13 protein-coding genes are annotated in these 20,990 nt (G+C 40.7%); 7 read left to right on the forward strand and 6 right to left on the reverse strand.

The window, feature by feature from the left end; genetic code table 11:
• Positions 1-285: 285 nt before the first annotated feature.
• The 4 genes from AACU32_RS22655 (at position 286) to AACU32_RS22670 (ending at position 10,474) form a co-directional block, all read left to right on the forward strand.
• The gene (locus tag AACU32_RS22655) at positions 286-7,224 is read left to right on the forward strand and encodes a PAS domain S-box protein (RefSeq protein WP_096603421.1); all 6,939 of its coding nucleotides are present in this window, start codon (positions 286-288) and stop codon (positions 7,222-7,224) included.
• A 146-nt stretch (positions 7,225-7,370) separates the two neighbouring features.
• On the forward strand, positions 7,371-9,650 hold the full coding sequence (locus AACU32_RS22660) for a DEAD/DEAH box helicase family protein (protein WP_096603423.1): 2,280 nt from the start codon (positions 7,371-7,373) through the stop codon (positions 9,648-9,650).
• Positions 9,651-9,740: 90 nt separating this feature from the next.
• On the forward strand, positions 9,741-10,025 hold the full coding sequence (locus AACU32_RS22665; protein WP_096603424.1) for a hypothetical protein: 285 nt from the start codon (positions 9,741-9,743) through the stop codon (positions 10,023-10,025).
• Positions 10,022-10,474 (forward strand): nuclease, encoded by a 453-nt coding sequence (locus tag AACU32_RS22670; RefSeq protein ID WP_339378183.1) that lies wholly within the window; start codon positions 10,022-10,024, stop codon positions 10,472-10,474. Before AACU32_RS22665 ends, AACU32_RS22670 begins: the two co-directional genes overlap by 4 nt.
• 45 nt (positions 10,475-10,519) lie before the next feature.
• On the opposite strand, the gene AACU32_RS22675 is transcribed toward AACU32_RS22670, so the two are convergent.
• Positions 10,520-11,314 carry a Ycf66 family protein gene (locus AACU32_RS22675; protein WP_096603426.1) on the reverse strand — a complete coding sequence of 265 codons (795 nt, stop codon included), beginning with the start codon at positions 11,312-11,314 and terminating at the stop codon, positions 10,520-10,522.
• A gap of 415 nt (positions 11,315-11,729) precedes the next feature.
• On the opposite strand from AACU32_RS22675, the gene gndA reads away from it, so the two are divergent.
• Positions 11,730-13,160 (forward strand): NADP-dependent phosphogluconate dehydrogenase, encoded by a 1,431-nt coding sequence (gene gndA / locus AACU32_RS22680; protein ID WP_096603427.1) that lies wholly within the window; start codon positions 11,730-11,732, stop codon positions 13,158-13,160.
• Between the two features lie 189 nt (positions 13,161-13,349).
• Here gndA and AACU32_RS22685 read toward each other — a convergent pair whose 3' ends face one another.
• From AACU32_RS22685 to AACU32_RS22695, 3 genes are all read right to left on the reverse strand, one after another.
• The gene (locus AACU32_RS22685; protein ID WP_096603428.1) at positions 13,350-13,898 is read right to left on the reverse strand and encodes a cysteine hydrolase family protein; all 549 of its coding nucleotides are present in this window, start codon (positions 13,896-13,898) and stop codon (positions 13,350-13,352) included.
• A 483-nt stretch (positions 13,899-14,381) separates the two neighbouring features.
• Positions 14,382-15,527, reverse strand: a complete 1,146-nt coding sequence (locus AACU32_RS22690) for a serine/threonine-protein kinase (protein WP_096603431.1) — start codon at positions 15,525-15,527, stop codon at positions 14,382-14,384.
• A 97-nt stretch (positions 15,528-15,624) separates the two neighbouring features.
• On the reverse strand, positions 15,625-16,326 hold the full coding sequence (locus AACU32_RS22695; RefSeq protein ID WP_096603433.1) for a glutathione S-transferase family protein: 702 nt from the start codon (positions 16,324-16,326) through the stop codon (positions 15,625-15,627).
• Between the two features lie 386 nt (positions 16,327-16,712).
• Here AACU32_RS22695 and AACU32_RS22700 point away from each other — a divergent pair, with 386 nt between their 5' ends.
• Positions 16,713-17,432, forward strand: coding sequence for a phytochelatin synthase family protein (locus tag AACU32_RS22700; RefSeq protein WP_096603434.1), 720 nt, complete (start codon positions 16,713-16,715; stop codon positions 17,430-17,432).
• A gap of 69 nt (positions 17,433-17,501) precedes the next feature.
• Positions 17,502-19,235, forward strand: coding sequence for a gamma-glutamyltransferase (gene ggt, locus AACU32_RS22705; protein ID WP_445223232.1), 1,734 nt, complete (start codon positions 17,502-17,504; stop codon positions 19,233-19,235).
• 45 nt (positions 19,236-19,280) lie between these two features.
• Here the strand turns inward: ggt and AACU32_RS22710 are convergent, their stop codons facing one another.
• A complete protein-coding gene (locus AACU32_RS22710; protein ID WP_096603437.1) occupies positions 19,281-19,541 on the reverse strand; it encodes a hypothetical protein in 261 nt (86 codons plus the stop codon).
• An 810-nt stretch (positions 19,542-20,351) separates the two neighbouring features.
• Positions 20,352-20,951, reverse strand: coding sequence for a DUF1802 family protein (locus tag AACU32_RS22715; RefSeq protein WP_096603439.1), 600 nt, complete (start codon positions 20,949-20,951; stop codon positions 20,352-20,354).
• Positions 20,952-20,990: the final 39 nt, after the last annotated feature.

Below are 20,990 nucleotides of genomic sequence, written 5' to 3' on the forward strand. Positions count from 1 at the left end.
CTTGCTCCTTCGGAGAATCAACCATACACTGGTATCAAAAATCAGCGTTTCCTTAATGCCGGATGATTTTCTGGATTTTCTTTTGCTTCTGGGCTTGAGACTCCAAAAAACTCATCCAAAACTTAGATTAATTACAAATGTAGAGCCAGAACATGAGGAACTTGTGAGGGATGAGGGAGATGAGGAGACTGTTGACTGTTGACTGTTGACTGTAATCACTGAGCAGAGCCGAAGTGTTGACTCTTGACTCTTGACAAATGACAACTGACAAATGACAACTGACAAATGACAATTTTATTGGTAGATTCCCGTCCAGAAAATTTGCAGCTTTTATCAGATATTCTCATCCACGAAGGCTATGAAGTGGAAAGGGTAATGTCTGGAAATTTGGCAATTAATACAGCTCTGACTTCTTGTCCTGATTTAATTTTGCTAAATATTGTCTTGTCAGATATGGATGGATATGAAGTTTGGCAAAATTTGCAATTTCATGAAACTACACAGGATATTCCCACAATATTTTTAGATATTCAGGAGGAATTACTCAAAAAAATTCCCCCAGAAAAAATAGATTTTGTTGATTTTATCTCGCAACCTTTGCGCCGTGAAGAAGTTTTATTGCGCTTACATAAACAGTTAAAAATTAAAAATATTCAAAATAAACTCACAGCAAAAGATAATCAATTAAATCGAGAAATCAAAGATTTAACTAAAGTCAATCAATATAAACAATCTATTTTCAATGCTACCAAAGTGGGAATTTGTCTCACGGATGAAAACGGATATTTTTTAAATGTTAATCATGAGTATTGTCAAATGTATGGATTTACTCGTGAAGAACTTATTGGACAAAAATTTACATTGCATTATGCAAATTTAACGTTTGCCGAAAAATCAAATTTAATTCAGCAATATAAAAATTTTATCGCCAATGCGGCTCAACCAGAAAAAAGGGAATTTAGCATAACGCGTAAAGATGGTTCTCGCTTACCTGTGGAGATGACTCAGGTAATTTGTCAAAAGGAGGATGGGAAATTTGTTGTTACGACTTTGATTGATATCAGCACCCATCAACTAAGACAAGCAACTCAAAAATCTCGCGATCGCTACTTAGCCGCCCTGGTAGAAATTCAACGTCAGTTATTTACTTTTGATGGTAGTCATAAATACTACACAGAAATTGTGGAAACTCTGGGGCTAACATCAAAAGCCAGTCGTGTATATATTTGTGAGAATCACCCAGGAGTAGAGGGTGAGTTGGCGATCGGTCAATGCGCCCAATGGTGTGCGCCGGGAATTCCGCCAAAAATTCTCAACACTGTCAAAAGAAGCTTTGACTATGAAGATTTTTCTTCGCGTTGGACTACCTTATTATCTCAAGGCGAAATCGTTTGCGAACTGGTGACGGAATGTGCGGAATCAGAACGGGAAATTTTAGCCCGCCAAGGAGTTTTCGCGATTCTGATTTTACCAATAATGGTCAAAGGTGAGTTTTTTGGCTGCATCGGCTTTGATAATTGTGGGGAAGTCAGGGGTTGGGAAAAGTCGGAAGTTGACATTTTACAAGCAGTCGCTGCGGCGATCGCGATCGCCCAAGAACGCAGACAAGCCGAGGAGCAGCTAAAAACCCAACTGTCCCAACTCCAGCAAGAAATTCGCGTCAGCGAAGCTTCCCGCAAAGCGCGTCTAGTCGCCCTCAAATCTAGCGAAGGTAAATATCGTCAGCTAATTGAGACATCCCAGGACATGATCTGGTCGGTGGATGTGGATGGTGTGATTACTTTTGTTAACCTTGCGGTCAAGAAATTTTATGGTTACGAACCCCAAGAAATGATTGGGCGTAAATTTACAGATTTCGTTTTACCAGATCAGGTGGCGCTGATGGGTGAATTTTTCGCCCAACTACTAATGGGAGAGTCTGTTGTTCTCCATGAAATTAGCTGTGCTGCTAAAGATGGTAGTACCCTTTATTTATCGATTAATGCGTTCCCTGAAAGGGTTGTCGCAGACATCGCCCAGAGCAATGCTGAAGATGTAGTTGTCGGCATAACAGGCACAGCTAGTAATATTACTGAGCGAAAACTAGCCGAACAAGCATTGCAAAAAAGCGCCATTAAACTGCGTCATGATAACTTAGTGTTAACAGAACTAGCTAAAAATCAAGTGCTTTATCAAGGCGACTTGAAAGCTGCTGTCAGAGAAATCACAGAATTAGGTGCAAAAAATCTTGCAGTAGAACGAGCTAGTGTCTGGCTATATGGAGAAAATGACAATATTTTGCAGTGTCTCGATTTATTTGATCACTCTCAACAGCAACACAGCGAAGGATTTTCACTTGTAGTCGCAGATTATCCAGCTTATTTTCAAGCTTTGCAGTCCGAGCAAATCATCGATGCCCATGATGCTTGTACAGATCCCAGAACCAAAGAATTTTTAGATGCTTATTTAATTCCATTAAACATCACTTCGATGCTGGATACACCGATCAGGTTGGGAGGTAAGACTGTCGGAGTTTTATGCTTAGAAGCAGTAGCAAATCCCCATCATTGGACATTAGAAGATCAAAATTTTGCGCGTTCCTTAGGAAATTTAGTATCTTTAGCACTAGAAGCACGGGAACGCAAACGTGCAGAAGCAGCACAAAGAATTTCCGAAGAAAAGTTAGGCTCGGCTTTTAGATCCTCTCCTGACTCGATTAGCCTCAGTACTTTTCCTGATATGCGCTATATCGAAGTTAACGAAAGTTTCTGTACATTTTTTGGTTATTCGCGATCGCAGGTAATCGGTCATACTAGCCAAGAATTGCAGATTTGGGCAAATCAAGAAGAATATGCTTTCCTCCCGCAAATTCTGCAACAAACAAAAGTTGTGCGCAATCATGAGGTTGATGTCCGCACTGCAACCGGGGAAATCAAGACAACTTTGTTAAGTGCGGAAATGAGCGAAATTGATGGACAAAAGTACATCCTGGGTACAGCTAAAGATATCACTGAGCGCAAGCAAGCAGAAAACGAAAGCCGGCTGTTGCTGTTGACAACCCAAGCAATTACTCGCGCCATTGATGTGAATAGTGCTTTAGCCCTCGTCCTACGGTTAATTTGCCAAAATATCGGCTGGGATTTTGGCGAAGCATGGATACCAAATGATGATGGAGCCGTTTTAGAACATAGTTTAGGTTGGTATGGTGAACATAACACCTTAGACGAATTTTGGTTAGAGAGTAAAACTCTGAAATTAACGCTGGGTGAAGGATTACCAGGGCGAGTTTGGCAAAACCAGCAGCCAGAATGGATTGAAGATGTTTCTCATGTGGCGCAACCGATTTTTTTGCGATCGCCACAAGCTGCAAAAGTGGGATTAAAAGCAGTCTTTGGTGTCCCCATTCTCGCTGGGAACAAAGTATTAGCAGTTTTAGTATTTTTTAAAAGCATCTCAATGCCAGTTGATAAGCGCTTGCTATTGCTAGTAGGTGCTGTAGCCGCCCAGTTAGGTGGACTAATTGCGCGAAAATTAGTAGAAGCCGCCCACAGAAAAAGCGAAGAACGTTTGCAGCTAGCCTTAGAAGCTAGCGATTTAGGATTGTGGGATTGGGATCTCACCACTGGGAAAATCTATCGTGACTGGCGCTGGAAGAAAATGTTGGGCTATGCAGAAGATGAAATTGACGAGAATATGCAAGCTTTTGAGGAATTAGTACATCCCGAAGATTTACCTTTAGTCCAATCAACTTTAGACGATCATCTCCAAGGTAATAGTCCGGTTTTTGAAGTAGAATTTCGGATGCTTTGCGCCTCAGGTACTTGGAAGTGGATTCAAACACGCGCTCAGATTTTTGAGCGCGACGAACAAGGTTTACCACTGCGAATGACAGGTACTCACAAAGACATCACTGAACGCAAAACCTTAGAACGAGAAATCGCCCTCAGAGAAGCTCGCCTCAACGCCTTTTTTTCTGGTGCGCCTGTAGGGATGGATATTTTAGATAAGCAACTGCGGTTTGTGCAAATCAACGAATTACTCGCAGATATTCATGGAAAACGCCAAAAAGACCATATTGGTAAAACTATCTACGAAATAGTTCCCCAGATGGCATCCTTTGTCGCCCCATTCTACAAGCAGGTGCTATTAACTGGTCAACCGATACTTAATTTAGAAGTGAGCATTCCCTCACCCAAGCAACCAGATATTGTCCGCCACTTCCTGATTTCTTATTTTCCGATTCCCGGTGAAGACGATCGCCCCGCAGGTGTGGGTACGGTGATGGTAGAAATCAGCGCCCGCAAATATGCAGAACAAAAACTGCGCTTAGCTAACGAACGCTTGCAATATCTGCTGACTACTAGCCCAGTAGTGATTTATAGCAGCAAAATTTCCGGTGACTTTGGACACACCTTTATCAGTGAAAACGTCAAGACAATGCTGGGCTACGAATCGCGGGAATTTCTGGAAAATCCCAATTTCTGGCTGCGTCATGTCCACCCAGAAGATGTTGAGTATATCTTAAGCAAATTCTCACTGCTGTTTGAGCAGGAGTACAGTTCCTATGAATATCGCTTTTTGCACGCTGATGGCACTTATCATTGGTTATACGAGCAGGTAAGGTTAATCCGCGATGATGCCGGAAAGCCCATAGAATGTGTTGGTTACTTAGCAGATGTCAATGCCCGCAAGCTCGCAGAATTAGCTTTGCAAGCCAGTCAGCAACGATATCAACTTTTAGCAGAAGCCTCCCCTGCTTGTATTTTCCACACTGATATTGATGGCAATGTCTTATATTTAAATCAACGCTGGATTGACATTACTGGACTCTCCTTAGCCGAATCACTGCGCAAACCTTGGACAAATGCAATACATCCAGATGACCGCAAGCAAGTTGTGAAGATCTGGAATAAAGCCAGGGCAAATAAAACTTGGTATAAAAGTGAGCATAGAATTCTGCGTACTAATAATACGATTGTTTGGGTATTGTGTCAGTCATTGCCAGAAATGGGGGATGACGGCGACATTAAAGGCTATATCGGTACAGTTACAGATATTACCGAGAGAAAACTAGCAGAAGAAGCCTTACAAGAAAGTGCAGAAAGAGAAAGAGCGATCGCTCAAGTAATTCAAAGAATGCGTCAGACATTGGATTTAGAGACAATATTTGCCGCTACAACCCAGGAATTGCGCCAAGTCTTAGATTGCGATCGCGTCGTTGTCTATCGTTGCAATCCGGAATGTGATGGCGAATTTGTTTCCGAATCAGTTGGAAGTGGTTGGATTTCCTTACTTGAGGTACAAGCAAATAACCCCAATTTCAAACTAGAAACCGATTGTGGCATGATGACACTGTTAGATCATCCAGATAACTTGCAGAATCCAGATTTGCCAACACACCAAAGCATTTCTTACCAATGTGTATCAGATATTCATCAAGCTGGCTTTCAACCGCATGACATCAGCATCTTAGAACGGTTTCAGGCAAAAGCTTATATTACTGTACCCATATTATGCGGCGATCAACTTTGGGGATTATTAACAAGTTATCAAAATTCTGGCCCCCGCCACTGGAAAACAGAAGAAATTAATATAGTAGTGCAAATTGGCAATCAATTAGGAGTTGCCTTACAGCAAGTACAATTACTAGCACAAACTCAAAGTCAATCACAAGCATTACAAGCAGCAGTAATTGCTGCTGATGCGGCTAATCGTGCTAAAAGTGAATTTCTCGCCAACATGAGTCATGAATTGCGAACTCCACTCAACGCAATTCTTGGTTTCACCCAAATCATGAGTCGCGAAAATTCATTATCCAGCCAAAATCAACAACATCTAGCAATTATTAATCGTGCTGGCGAGCATTTGCTGAACTTAATCAATGACATTTTAGAAATGTCTAAAATCGAAGCCGGCAGAACCACCTTAAATATCACCAGTTTTGACTTAATTACCCTGTTAAAAAGTTTAGAAGAAATGTTATGTTTTCGTGCTGCTTCTAAGAACCTGAATCTAGTATTTGAATATGCTCCTGATCTTCCCCAATATGTGCAAACTGATGAAAGTAAACTGCTGCAAGTTTTACTCAATCTGTTAGGCAATGCCATCAAGTTTACTACTAAAGGTAGCGTCATCCTGCGGGTGAGTATGGGAGCAGGGGAGCACTTCTCTCCGAGACGCTCCGCGAACGACTTGCGAGAGCGCGAGCAAGGGGAGGAAAATTTTCCCCATCCCTACCGGATATTCTTTGAAGTCGAAGATACCGGACTTGGGATTGCGCCCCAAGAAATTAACTTATTGTTTGAAGCCTTTGGACAAACAGAAACCGGGAGAAAATCCCATCAAGGAACAGGCTTAGGTTTAGCAATTAGCCGCAAATATGTACAGATGATGGGAGGCGATATTACTGTTAACAGCACTTTAAGTGAAGGTAGTAAATTTGCCTTTGATATTCAAATTAATCCCACTTCAGTCAATGAAATTCATCTGCCGCAAAATCAATCTTTAGTGATTGGTTTAGTCCCGGATCAAGCAGAATATCGCATTTTAGTAGTTGATGATGCGCCCGAAAGTCGTCTGTTTATAGTACAATTACTGACATCTATTGGCTTTTTAGTATGGGAAGCTACTAATGGAGAAGAAGCGATCGCCCTCTGGCAAGAATGGCAACCGCACCTAATTTTAATGGATATGCGAATGCCTGTGATGGATGGATATGAAGCTACAAGTGTCATTAAAGCTACAGAAGCCCAACAACCAACTTCCCACCAGCGTACGATCATTATTGCCTTGACTGCCAATGTTTTTCAAGAACAACGAGCCGCAATGATTCAAGCTGGCTGTGATGACTTAATTAACAAGCCATTTCGGGAAGAAATCCTCCTGAAAAAACTCAGCGAATATTTAGGAGTACGATATCTTTATCAACAAGAAAACAATCGATTAGTAACAGCAAGGCAAACAATAGCACAAATTTTACCACCTGCTGATTTAGTGCCTTTACTTTCCCAAATGTCCTCTACATGGTTAACAGAACTATATCATGCTGCTGCACAATGCAGTGACGATATGATTTTAGATTTGCTGAGTCAAATTCCTGTGGACAATCAAGGATTACAAACATTTATCAGTGACTTAGCGAGTAACTTTCACTTTGAGAGAATTATGGAATTAATAGAACAAGTAGATATGCAAGATGACCAAATACAGATTTTTAATAATTTGGGAGATTCAAGCACCGATTGACAAAGTAGCTGATTTTTTTAATTGGTTAGAAAGTGCCCTCAATTTGGGAATACTGACAATTAGGGTGAAAAGTTGCTGTAATTGTTTGAAAAAACCTATTTACAGCTTCTTCCCTAAAGCACAGTCTTTCCAGGAATTTACGTACTATGAAAACTGTTCAAGTTGAATACGCAGGTCGAATTAAAGTTGAAACTGGTGAGAACCCCAAACAGTTATACTACCACCAGAATGAAGCAATCAAAGCACTGAATGAAAAGAATCAACATCCCTTTGAAGGCTTGCTAGTTCTACCTACAGGCGGCGGGAAAACATTGACAGCAGTTCACTGGCTACTACGTAATTTTATCAATCAAGGTAAAAAGGTTTTGTGGATTGCTCATCGCCATGAACTACTTGATCAAGCATTTCAGACAGTTGAACTTAGTGCTTATTCATCATTATTGAGTAATGTATCTGGATTTAGATACCGCATTATTTCAGGACATTCTAAACATGATCGACCTGTAAATATTGAACGAACTGATGATATCATCATTGCCAGTAAAGATAGTTTGAACAGCGGCTTAGATCACTTGTTGGAAAACTGGATCGGTCACTTACAGGAAGTTCTCTTGGTAGTGGACGAAGCACATCATGCAACAGCTAAGACTTATCGCAAGCTAATTAATGCCGTCAAGGATGATCTACAAAAGCGAGGTCATACAAACGGGTTTAAAATGTTGGGATTAACAGCTACTCCCTTCAGAACAGATGAGAGTGAAAAGGGGTTATTAAAGCTAGTTTTTCCAAATGATATTATATTTTCCGAACACCTCAGAAATTTAGTTGCTAGAGGAATCCTTGCGGAACCTATCTTTGAAAATCTAGAAACAAAGATAGAAATAAAGCAAAAATTGACAGCTAGAGACATCAAGAATATTGAAGATTTTGACAGGCTGCCAAAGGACATTGCTGAGAAGATTGCTCAATCTAGGAACCGGAACAATCAAATTGTTAAGCATTATATTAACAATAGGGCCAAATACAAACCACTTCTAGTATTTGCAATTGATGTAGAACATGCAATCACACTGAACGCATTATTTAAGGCCGAAAAAATTAATTCTGATTTTATTGTAGCAGCAGTTAAAAATGCAACTACAGGTAAGACAATTGCAGCAACAGATAATAAAGAGAAAATACAAAAATTTAGAAATGGAGAGCTTGAGGTATTGATAAATGTAGAAATATTAACTGAGGGAACAGATTTACCTAATGTACAAACTGTTTTTCTTACACGTCCTACAACATCTACAATACTCATGACACAAATGATAGGGCGAGCTTTGCGTGGGCAAAAAGCAGGCGGTACAGAAAAAGCTTATGTAGTTAGCTTTATTGATGAATGGGAGGACAAAATCAATTGGGTTAACCCACCGCAGCTTCATAATGAAGACGGTGCAGAATTTATTGAAAAAGACATTTCATCCAGTAATAGAACTGCTCGGTTGATATCTATTGAAATGATCGAGGAATTCGCTCGCATCATGGATGAATCAATTGATACTACTGCACTAGAAAAACTAGAATTTTTGAAGAGAGTTCCTATCGGAATTTATCGTTTTTCTATTCTCGAACATTCAGAAGATTCTGAAGCATTTGAAACTATTCCCAGAAATTATGATGTGTTGTTATATGATGATACAGAAGAGGCATACGACAATTTTATAAACGATTTAGAAGTGCTCTTTAAAAACGTTGATTTAAAAGATAGAGAAATATTGACTAAAGCAGAACTAGAAACTCTTTTGCAAACTGCAAAGCAAATTCATTTTCCTGACTATAAAACTTTACTAGGTTATAGAGATGAAGATGTAGAAAATATCTTGCGTTTTTATGCTCAAAAGCAGATTCTCCCAGAATTTCTAGCCTTCAGCGAGAGGAGAAAGTGTGATTTGTCTATTGTAGCAAAGCATATCTACGACAATTCTTTAGGTGGTCGAGCAAAATCTGACTACATCGACTCTCTGTGGAATGATGAAAAGTCTTTTTGGCAAGTTTTATTTAGCTATGAAAAGCTATATTTCAGGAAGCAGTTAGACATTGAAACTCTTAAGATTGAAGGACTATACCCTAATACTGTAGTATCAATACCAACTGTAATTCCTGACACTGTACCAATAGAGAAGTTAACTCTATATGAAATCAAAGAGCGAGATATTCTTGAATACATAAAAATTAAAAAAGCTGTATTCAAAAAGCATACAGATGCAAAAGGGTTTATAACTTGTGCAATCAGTGGAGCCAAAAGTCAGATGCGGAGAGATTTTCAAATTGATCACATTAAACCTATGTCTCAAGGTGGTTTAACTACTCTAGATAATCTACAAGTGCTAACGCATAAAGCCCATATCGAAAAAACCCGTAGTGATAACACAAAGCGATAGTCTTTTAAAGATATTTGTGTAACCGTAGGGTTATCTGTATTTTGTTGGTTTGGCAGGTTTAAAATATATGGTGTCACCCAAAACAAACTCATGACTCTAACCTTAAACTTGCCACCAGAATTAGAACAATATCTTGCTCAGGAAGCTCAACAACAAGGGCTTTCGGTCGAAGCTTATACCTTACAGATTCTAAAAGACTACATTCTTGTAAAAGACAAACAGTCTAATTTAGTTAATTTACTTCAGTCTTGGATTGATGAAGGTGATGCTGATGAGCAGCGAGAAACAGGAGAGTACTTAATTAATGCCTTAGATGAAGATAGATTATCGGATCGTAAGTTATTTCCTGTTGAGTTAAAAGGTATAACTTGGTGAGTCGGGTTATTCTTTTGGATGCAGGGCCAATAGGACTAGTGACAAATCCAAAACGCTCAGATGAAAGCTTTGCTTGCACCCAATGGCTGCAACTACTAGTTTCTTCTGGAAGTCGGGTGATTATTCCTGAAATCGCTGATTATGAAGTCCGACGAGAATTATTACGAGCAAACAAAGTTAAAGGTATTGCTCGCTTAGATGAATTAGCTCAATTTTTAGAATATTTGCCCATCACAACGGCTGCAATGCGTCAAGCTGCATTATTCTGGGCGCAGGCTCGTCAGCAAGGACAACCAACAGCTGGTGATAAGACGATTGACGGTGACATAATTTTAGTAGCCCAAGCTGTCACTCTTGCTGTTTCAGATGTAGTAATTGCAACAACTAATGTAGGACACTTATCTAGGTTTGTTTCAGCCGACTTATGGCAAAACATTAAAATAAATTGAGTAAAACCCAACACTATATTAGGTAAATGCTGGGCTTCATTCAAATTAACTAGCGGGGTTATTTGGTGGTAATTGTTCTGGAGGTGCTTCGGCTGGGGGAGCAAGTACCGCATCCGGCGCAATTTCTGCCACAGGAATCGGTTCTTTCTTCTCCGTTTGGGAATCTGCTTGTGCTGCTTCCACTAATTCCGGATCTGGGGGATTTGGTGGAATCACTTCTGGTAGACTCTCAGTTGTCGCTGCTGTGTCTGTAGTGGTGACTACCTCATCAGTGGGTTTTTCTGATATGGAAGTTTCCGGCTCAGTAGTAGTCACTACTTCTGCTACTGGAGTTTCTGTTACAGCAGTAGTATTGTCGATAATTTCCACAGCCGGCGAAACTGTGGTCGTAGGGGAAGTTGTCGTAGTTTTGGATGTTGTCGGTGCTTTTTTCGGAGTTTTCTGGAATTTATCTTTAACTCCAGCCAATGTATTACCAACACCCTTTTGCAACTGAGCCAGCCTGTCTGTGAGAGACAACTTAGTCACCTGTTGCTGAATGGAAGTTTTGACAGCTTCGGAACTGGGTACTGGTGTTTGTTGAGCCTTTGGCGTTACTAGCCGACGTAATGAGAGAGTTTGCCAGCCAAACCAACCCAAAAGAGCAACACTAGCTATATGACCCAGCAAAAGGCCGCCATTAATGCGCTGTGCAAAAACCCATAACATCAAGGCGTAAAATAGCCCTACACCGCTCCAAATAAAATCATTCTTGCGATGGATTTCTGGAAAAAAGAAAGCTGCTAGATAAATGGCTAAGCTCCCCAGACCCACCGCTAAAGCTAGGACATATGCCAGCATTATTTGGTAACTCCTTACTCTGTCCTTTGACTTGTGATTAGGGGTTAGAGCTTAGGGGTTAGGGGTGAGAAATTACTCTAGTACAGCGGGCGCGTAAATCAACAGACCATCTCAAAAAGCCCAAAAGCTTCAAATTAGAGTCTTTTGACTTTTGAATGCGTGACTTTTGACTTACTCGGCAGCGGTACTAGTCCCTAATCTCTAGCTCCTAGCCCCTTTGATTAGATATTTCAATTTTGCAAATTTTGCAAGTAAATTGTTGATTTAGATACAAATTAAAATTAATTATCTATGTTACTTGTGTATTCTTGCAGCCAAGCTAAATGCTTTCTTAATGTCTTCTTTAGGAGAGAAGCGAAAATCTCGGACTACCCTAAAGATAAAAGGATCTGCAAGAGTTAGCCAAACATAGTTTATGACCCTACAAAGCTTTGGTGTGATTGGTTTAGCCGTTATGGGCGAGAATATCGCTCTAAACGTCGAGCGTAATGGCTTCCCAATTGCAGTTTATAACCGCTCCAGAGAAAAAACCGACGCCTTCATGGCCCAACGTGCGCCAGGACGGAATGTCAAAGCCGCTTTCACCTTGGAAGAATTCGTAGCTGCACTAGAACGTCCCCGTAAAATCTTGGTGATGGTGCAAGCTGGTAAGCCAGTGGATGCGGTGATTGCTCAACTCAGACCCTTGCTGGACGAAGGCGATATCATTATCGACGGTGGCAACTCTTGGTTTGAAGATACAGAACGACGCACCCAAGAATTAGAACCCACTGGGCTACGCTACATTGGTATGGGTGTGAGTGGTGGTGAAGAAGGCGCGCTGAATGGCCCTTCACTTATGCCTGGTGGTACAAAAAGCTCTTACGAGTATCTATCACCAATTTTTAACAAAATTGCAGCTCAAGTCGATGATGGCCCTTGCGTAACTTACATTGGCCCTGGTGGTTCTGGTCACTACGTCAAAATGGTACATAATGGCATTGAGTATGGCGATATGCAGCTAATTGCTGAAGCCTACGATTTGCTGAAAAATGCCGGTGGACTTGACCATAATCAGCTGCATGAAGTCTTCGCTCAATGGAACACCACCGATGAACTCGATTCATTTTTGATTGAGATTACGAAGAATATTTTCCCATACATCGACCCAGAAACAAATTTACCTCTAGTAGATTTGATTGTGGACGCAGCCGGTCAAAAGGGTACTGGACGTTGGACTGTGCAAACTGCATTGGAATTGGGCGTTTCTATTCCCACCATTACAGCCGCAGTAAATGCACGGATTATCTCTTCGATTAAAGACGAACGGGTAGCCGCATCGAAGGTTTTGACAGGGCCTAGTGGTAAGTATGATGGGCAAGTCAAAGACTTTGTTAACAAAGTGCGTGATGCTCTGTATTGCTCAAAAATTTGTTCTTACGCTCAAGGGATGGCACTGCTATCTACTGCGTCAAAAACATATAATTGGGATTTGAATCTGAGCGAAATGGCGCGGATTTGGAAAGGTGGCTGTATTATTCGCGCTGGCTTCTTGAATAAGATTAAGAAGGCTTTTAACGAAAATCCAGCATTGCCTAACTTGCTATTAGCTCCCGAATTTAAGCAAACAATTCTTGACAGACAAGCAGCTTGGCGGGAAGTAATCATGACAGCTGCCAAACTGGGAATTCCAGTCCCAGCATTTAGTGCATCTTTAGATTATTTTGACAGCTATCGCAGCGCTCGCTTGCCTCAAAACCTGACTCAAGCACAACGCGACTACTTCGGTGCCCATACCTACCTGCGTACCGATAAGCCTGGAAGCTTCCACACAGAATGGGTTCCCATTACTGAAGCTACGAAATAACCAACTACATCCTGTGATGGTGTAGAAAGGTTTAATTTTAATTAGCCAGTGGTTCTGATTTTCAGAGCCACTTTTTTTTCAGGGAGATGAGAGAGATGGGGGGACAAGGGAGACAAGGAGGACAAGGAGGACAAGGGAGAGAAATGCCCAATGCTCAATGCCCAATGCCCAATGCCCAATGCCCAATTTTCAAGTAAGGCTTTTTAGCCATGTAACAGTATTTAAAACTTTACTGATAAATGTATCTTGGGCTACTAATGTTGCTCTGTGAAGTTCTTCATCAGTGGCGCTACCTGCATTGTTGTTAAAACTTAGGGTTCCTGTTGCATCAGAAAGAAACTCGACAGCAAAACCTAAATGAGCAGCTTGTCTAGCTGTTGTATCACAACACATTTGGGTCATATATCCAGAGATAACTACTGTATCAATTTGCCTCTCTCTTAGCCAAGTTTCTAACTCTGTACCTGTAAAGCTTCCTGGTAATTGTTTGTCGATTAAAAGTGCATATGGCTGTTTGGCAATTTCTGGATGAAGTTCCCATTCTGGGGTTCCCTGTTTAAAAATGGGTGTATTTTCTTGCGGTTGTGTATGTCTAACAACAATCACAGGAATATCTTGCGCATGAGCAGTCTGAATCACTTGCAGAATATTATCTAGGTTTCCTGATGGATATGTTACTGGCAGTTTTCCTGTGAAATACTCATTTTGTACATCAATTACTAATAAAGCTCTTTTCATGTTAATAATTCTCCCTAATTCACTGTGAAATCTGATGTTTCACAACGTAATTACGGTTAATCATTTTAACTGTATGTATATTTTTTATCAAGAAAAAATCCTGTCAGGGCACAAAATTATTACTTACTTAGTTTGTATATGCCTGATTGTAAATTGATATAACCAGAATAGCATCACTAATTAAAGGTTTGTCGTGTACCCCAGAGGGGAAGCAAGCTAAACCGAGCGTCTCGCAGAAAGGACTGAAGTCCTGACTAAGCAATGAATTCCCATATTTTTACATTGCTTAACATAGTTCGATTTACGCTTACCGACTTATATAAATATCATAATACTGATTCAATTAATGAGCGTGAGATATGGATTGTCGTGAAGGCTGGGGACGGGCAAACCCCGCCCCTACAGATGCATATGTATGTCTCATTCTTTTGGGAAATTGCTAGATAATTCATGCTTGTTGATTGACTTAATCTGTCAAATTCTCTAGGGATTTTGAGAGTTATTATTACCAAGATATTTATTTTTTAATTCTTCTAGTTCATCGTCTATGATACTTTTAGTAGTAGGCTGAGGATTGGTATTTGGGGGTGTGACAGGATTATTTTTCGGTTTTTTAGCACCCGAGAATAGGGTTTTCATTTCCTCTAATTCTCGATCAATTTGACTGTTAGATTTAGGAGTAACAGCAGGTTGAGATGGGGAGGGGGAGATGGTAACAGGCTTTGCTGATGTTATTTGGGTGGCGGCTAATGTTAATTTTTCCAGGTCTTTGATAACTTCATCTGCTGTTTGATACCGCCGGACGGGGATACTTTCTAACATTTTTTTCAGAATCTGATTCAACTCATTACTCACTGGAGTTTTTAAGTACTGCTGCCAAATCCAAGTATCATTATTAGTATCATAGGAATCAAAGGGCGATCGCTCTGTTAATAGCCGAATACAAGTAGCACCCAAACTGTAGATATCACTGGCAAAAATCGCCCGTCCTCTAATTTGTTCTGGGGCGACATATTCTGGAGTCCCGATACTTGTACCTGTGCGGTTGAGGGAGGTACTGGTGGCAGATTTAGAAGCGCCAAAATCTACTAAGACTAATTTGCGATCGCTCGCACGTAAAATAATATTTTCCGGCTTAATATCGCGGTGAATTACTTGTCTGGCATGGCAAAATTGCAGTACTGGCAATAAATCATTGAGTAACTGCCGAATCTGCACTTCATTAAAAGCGCCTTGCTCTACTAATTCCTGTGCTAAGTTTTTACCATCAATAAATTCTTGGACAAGATACTGTCTATCTTCTTGGGTAAAATACGCCAGCAAGTCCGGAATTTGGGGATGTTGTCCCAATTCATCTAACTGTACAGCTTCTTGGGTAAATAACTCCGCAGCTTTTTGCACAGTATTAGTGCCTTGGGCTTGGGGGTAAAATTGCTTAATCACACAGCGTGGTTTTGAGGGTTTATCTTCATCCACCGCCAAGAAAGTACGCCCAAAACCACCTTGTCCTATGGGTTTGACAGCGCGGTAACGTTCTTTGAGGAGTAACTTAGAACCACAAGTTAGGCAAAACTTGGTATCATCAGAATTTTCCGGTTTTGGACAACGGGGATTAAGACAGTAGCTCATGGTGGCGTTAAAAATCGCTCTGGTTTGTTTTTATTGTGCCCTGCGATCGCCATTCTTGATTGTAACAACCTGAGTAACTAAATTGAAAACCCAAAAATTAACGTTTACCCAGAGTATCTTTAAAGGCTGATCTGGCAGCGACTCTATCAAGATATGCGACAATTGCCGGATATTTACTAAAATCTAGTGATAAAAGTGATTTAGCGTAATAAAGGTATGAAGCAACTGCAATATCTGCCACACTCAATTTGTTACTGACAATAAAAGGTTGTTGTTGCAAAATTTGATTGAGCGGTGTGAGTAAAATTGGCATTTCTTTTTCCCGCTTATCTGCTAAAAATAGACCAGGTGCAAGGGTAGCATTAGCAAAAATCACCCACTGTGTAATTTTGGCACGCTCTTCTAGAGAATTAGGCAATTGATGATATTTGTCGGCTAAATATAGCAAAATTGCCCCAGATTCCCATAATTTAAGGTCGCCATCGACTATAGCAGGTACTTTACCAAGAGGATTAATCGCTAAAAACTCAGGCTGGTGTTGTTCATTCGCACTGATATTGAGCGAAATATATTCATAAGGAATATTTAATTCTGCTAGATACCACTGCACCATCGGTGTGCGTGTCTTAGGGCTACCATAGAGTTTTAATTTAGCTTGATTTGGTGTATTAGGACTGGAAGCGGCAGGTTGAGAATTACTTTGTTGTGGCGGTGAAGCTAGTAGTGGTAGTATTGGCTGAGAAATCAAGGCGATTGCACTAGCTGCTAAAAATGTTTTGCAAAGCGAAGTTTGAAACATTCTGTGAATTATAATTAATTTAATATCTGGAGAGTATCATACAGTTTCGGGAACTCCAAAAAATAAATTATTCGGTTAAAGTTGTTGATTGTTGTAGGGGCGTACAACAATAGCAATTGAATATTTTTTCACGGGTAAGTCCCTTACAGTTTTTAATTGTCAAATCATTTATATCTATTAATAAAAAATAATATTTCCCTAATACCAATTCTTTATGAAGATGCGTATAATTAGCCTGCGTAGGCAGGCTTTGTTTGTTTAGCCCCACCCTTTGAGGGTGAGGGCGTTAATATGCAGCCTCACATACAATTGGTATAATTACATGATAATCTAATACTTGTTTTTACTAAATCACCCGTTTATATAAGCTTGTTGGTGTTTAAAATATGATAATAAAATCATTTATCAGATTTCTATTGTTAGGTATTTGTGTGAGTGGCGGTACTGTATTAGCTCAGACACTGACTCTGTCACCTAATTTAATTAATTTCAACTCAGAAGAAGGGGAAAAATTATTAATTGAAAGTCAATCAAGAGAAGATTTTTTCCCCTTGAGTAGTCAGTTTGTCACCCAAAATAATCAAGCATATTGTGGAGTTGCTAGTATGGTGATGGTGCTGAACAGCTTGGGAATTCCAGCGCCAGAAGCACCACAGTATAAACCATATCGAGTGTTTACCCAAGAAAACTTTTTTAGTAATGAAAAAACTAAAGAAGTGATTACATCTGAGGATGTTTCTCGTAAAGGGATGACCTTAGATCAATTAGGAGGATTATTAGGAAGTTACGGTGTAAAAGTTGGGGTTAACCATGCGGCTGATATGAGTTTAGACAACTTTCGGAAATTAGCAGCAGAGAATTTACAAGAACCTGGTAATTTCGTGATAGTTAATTATTTACGCAAGGCAATTGGTCAAGAAACAGGGGGACATATTTCGCCATTAGCTGCATATAATAAACAAACAGATAGATTTTTAATTTTAGATGTTTCTCGCTACAAATATCCGCCTGTTTGGGTGAAAACAGAAGAGTTATGGAAGGCAATGGCAACACCTGATCCAGCTTCAGGAAAAACACGGGGGTTTGTCTTGGTGAGTAGTAAATAAAATCAAGAAATATACGTAGCTATGCTTAGTTCAAAATCCAGGAATGAAGTCCTGACTACGAATAAACGGATGGCGATCGCTGTCTTCTCTCTTAGCGTTCTTCTGCATAGTCAAGTTGTATTAGCTGCCTTTACTATACCCCTACGCAGCAAAAAAGGGATGGTGGTATCAGCCCATCCCTTAGCCAGTGAGGCGGGTATTTCTATGTTACGCAAGGGTGGCAATGCAGTTGATGCAGCAGTCGCCACAACCTTGGCAATTTCTGTGGTAGAACCTTTTTCTGCGGGAATTGGCGGCGGTGGATTTTTGTTGATGTATTCACAGAAAACTGGCGAGATGAAAGCGCTGGATTTCCGGGAACGCGCACCGCTAAAAGCTACCAGAAATATGTACTTAGATGCACAAGGTAAGGTGCGTCCGAATGCAAGTGTGAATGGTTATTTGGCTGTAGCGACACCAGGAACGATCGCGGGGATGTATGAAGTGCATCGTCGTTATGGTAAACTGCCGTGGCGAGAAGTGGTAAAACCTGCGATCGCACTCGCTCAAGATGGCTTTACTCTCAGTAATTTAGTAACCTACCGTTCTTTGCCAGCTTATGAGAATCGAAAACAGATAATTCTGGGCAATCCGGCGGCGCGGGAAATTTTCACTCGCAACGGTGAATATTACCAACCAGGAGAAAAATTAGTCCAGCGAGACTTAGCTAAGACTTTAGAAGCAATTGCCCAAAATCCCCAAAGTTTTTATACTGGCAATATTGCCCAAGCGATCGCCGCAGATATGGCAAAGAACGGTGGTTTAATTACTCTGGCAGACTTAAAAGCTTACAAACCAATCTGGCGTACTCCTGTTTGTGGCAATTTTCGTCAAGCTAAAATCTGCTCTATGCCACCACCTTCATCGGGAGGGGTTCACCTATTGCAGATTTTAAACATCATTGGGGACACCGATTTAAAATCTTGGGGATGGCATCACCCTGATAGTTTACATTTAATGACAGAGGCGATGAAGATTGCTTACAGCGATCGCTCACAATATTTAGGCGATCCCGATTTTGTTAAAGTTCCTGTACAACAACTCATAAGCACAGCCTACGCTAAAGTGCGCCGCCAACAAATCAACATGGAAATAGCTAAACCCTCAACCCAGGTGAAGCCAGGACTAGAAACAATTAAAAATTTTACCCTTCGACTACGCTCAGGGTCAAAATTTTCCGAGTCGTCCGAAACCAGCCATTTGACAGTTGTGGATGCACAGCACAATGCGGTAAGTCTAACTTTTACAGTTAACCTTGGCTTTGGTGCTGGTGTGGTGACACCAGGAACAGGAATTGTGCTGAACAACGAGATGGATGATTTTGCTTCTGCACCAGGAGTACCTAATGCTTTTGGTTTAGTTGGTAGTCAAGCCAATGCTATCGCACCTCGCAAAACGCCTCTATCCAGCATGACACCGACAATAGTCACCGAAAACGGTCACTTACGCATGGTAGTGGGTGCGCCTGGTGGGAGTACGATTATCACCCAAGTTTTGCAAGTAATTCTCAACGTTTTAGTATATGGTATGGATGCTGGTGCAGCGGTTTCTGCTCCACGCATACATCACCAGTGGCTTCCCGATGAGTTACGAATAGAACCTTGGGGTTTAGATGCTCTCACTTTACAGGAGTTGCGTCGTCGGGGACACAACATCAAGGAGACGACTCCTTGGGGTAATGCTAATGCGATCGTTGTGAACGCAGATAACACTTTCGAGGGAGCAGCCGATCCTCGGGGCGAAGGTTCCCCAATAGGTTTTTGAAACAGGAATAAATAAAGCCCACAGTATTCGCAAATGACTGTGGACTTACTGATTTTGGATTATTGAATTTGAAAATCTGCTGACAAACTCATTTGCACGAGCGCTAGGAACAAGAGTCCAGCCTGCTTTGAGCAATTTTTGATAAGTCGCCCAACCTTTCGAGCCACCTGGAATTTTATAATCGGGAACTGCATATTCCCTACAAGCTGTATAGGGACGCCACGGTTGACCCGGTGCGCTTTGCAAATGCAAAATTTTCTCTCCATCATCACCTAAACCAGATAACCAGCACATTTGTCGCTGCATGGAAAACTCCTTTGCGTTAAGCATATATTGCATATTGGCAGATTTTTGTCAATAGCCACATCACCCTTGTGGGGTAATTTTTCTGGCTTAATTGAGATAACTTTCAAATCCAGTATTGCTTGAGAACAGATAATTACCCGCAAACAACTCACCTAACGGACTCCAGCCGTAGGATAAAAAACAGAGTCAACCAACCTACACACCTCTCCCTTAATTGAGAGTGAAGTTTTTTTTAATAGTACTTGCGGTTTTTGCCAGTGTATGTATCGATAAATACGATTTTGGGCTAGACGTGATTATAAATAATTTGTTTTTCTGGTTACATTGGTTTGAAATACTTATAATAAAAGCGATCGCCTGTTTTTTTCTTCAAGAGAAGCGATCGCTATATTTACCCCAATCCCGCCCTATAGGCTTCTAGCAGTGTGAAGATGAATTGTAGAGGCACGGCACTGATAAGATATCTGTATAACCGAAAGTCTGTGGATGCGGTGCCCCTACTACTTTATCAAGAGTTGATGAGAATCAAGTTTAGAGTGACGCGATCGCTTTTTGATGAGATATTTGCGGATTAAACAAGTGCGATCGCTCATTTTGTCCAAATTCATGAGTAAGTGCGATCGTGAATGTTGCCATTGACAACGTATAATTACCAACACCATAGAGCTATAGCAGTCCTAAATCAGTCGTGAGAAATTAGATCCCCGACTTCTCAAAGAAGTCGGGGATCTGGAAAGAGCTAATTTTCACAAAAAATATAGGATTGCTGTGTGTGAAGTAATAAGGATGAATTTTTGCATCCTTTTTGGCTCAGAAGGATGGCGCATACAATTTATCACCGATAATCCCGCGAATTTCGGCTACTAATTGCTGATAGCTAGAATCAGACAAGACTGGTTGGGCATTTTGGACTTCAATGGGTTGCTCTAAATCAATCCAAGACTTGCAACCACCGTATTTAGGACTATAAGAAATTTCTTGGACTTGGGATAATTTATAAGTCCGCAGGAGGAGGATATATAGTGGTTGGCGGGCTTTCCATTTGAGGCGATCGCTAATAAAATGCTCGTTCCAAATGTGGAAAGGAAGCAAGCTATTAACTATTGACTCGTCACTCACTGGTAAAATATCGGTAATTTCTGCCCAGCTACCGATGCGCACTGTTTCAGGATGCCAACCTGATGTCACTGGACATACACAATTAGCATACTCAGGTTTTAGTAAAAAAGCTTGTTGATGCTCAAATGTTGGGTAGAGTAAAACTTGGTCATGAGCAACTTGAAACTGTCCATTTTTTTCATGGATACCGCCTTTGCGCAGCAACATAATAGTATTGCTATTTTCTAAAGCATCAATAGCAATTGCCCATTCTTTGAGTGCATGGAAATTTGTGCTTAAATTCATCGACATCTACTTTAACTCTGATTTATTTTCACCCTAAAACCGCTA

The organism is Calothrix sp. NIES-2100, assembly GCF_963875285.1.
Taxonomy (GTDB): Bacteria; Cyanobacteriota; Cyanobacteriia; order Cyanobacteriales; family Nostocaceae; genus Aulosira.

Coding starts and splice junctions, on each gene's coding strand:
- AACU32_RS22655 (WP_096603421.1), top strand. CDS start 286: ATGACAATTTTATTGGTAGATTCCCGTCCAGAAAATTTGCAGCTTTTA.
- AACU32_RS22660 (WP_096603423.1), top strand. CDS start 7,371: ATGAAAACTGTTCAAGTTGAATACGCAGGTCGAATTAAAGTTGAAACT.
- AACU32_RS22665 (WP_096603424.1), top strand. CDS start 9,741: ATGACTCTAACCTTAAACTTGCCACCAGAATTAGAACAATATCTTGCT.
- AACU32_RS22675 (WP_096603426.1), bottom strand. CDS start 11,314: ATGCTGGCATATGTCCTAGCTTTAGCGGTGGGTCTGGGGAGCTTAGCC.
- gndA (WP_096603427.1), top strand. CDS start 11,730: ATGACCCTACAAAGCTTTGGTGTGATTGGTTTAGCCGTTATGGGCGAG.
- AACU32_RS22685 (WP_096603428.1), bottom strand. CDS start 13,898: ATGAAAAGAGCTTTATTAGTAATTGATGTACAAAATGAGTATTTCACA.
- AACU32_RS22690 (WP_096603431.1), bottom strand. CDS start 15,527: ATGAGCTACTGTCTTAATCCCCGTTGTCCAAAACCGGAAAATTCTGAT.
- AACU32_RS22695 (WP_096603433.1), bottom strand. CDS start 16,326: ATGTTTCAAACTTCGCTTTGCAAAACATTTTTAGCAGCTAGTGCAATC.
- AACU32_RS22700 (WP_096603434.1), top strand. CDS start 16,713: ATGATAATAAAATCATTTATCAGATTTCTATTGTTAGGTATTTGTGTG.
- ggt (WP_445223232.1), top strand. CDS start 17,502: ATGGCGATCGCTGTCTTCTCTCTTAGCGTTCTTCTGCATAGTCAAGTT.
- AACU32_RS22710 (WP_096603437.1), bottom strand. CDS start 19,541: ATGCAGCGACAAATGTGCTGGTTATCTGGTTTAGGTGATGATGGAGAG.
- AACU32_RS22715 (WP_096603439.1), bottom strand. CDS start 20,951: ATGTCGATGAATTTAAGCACAAATTTCCATGCACTCAAAGAATGGGCA.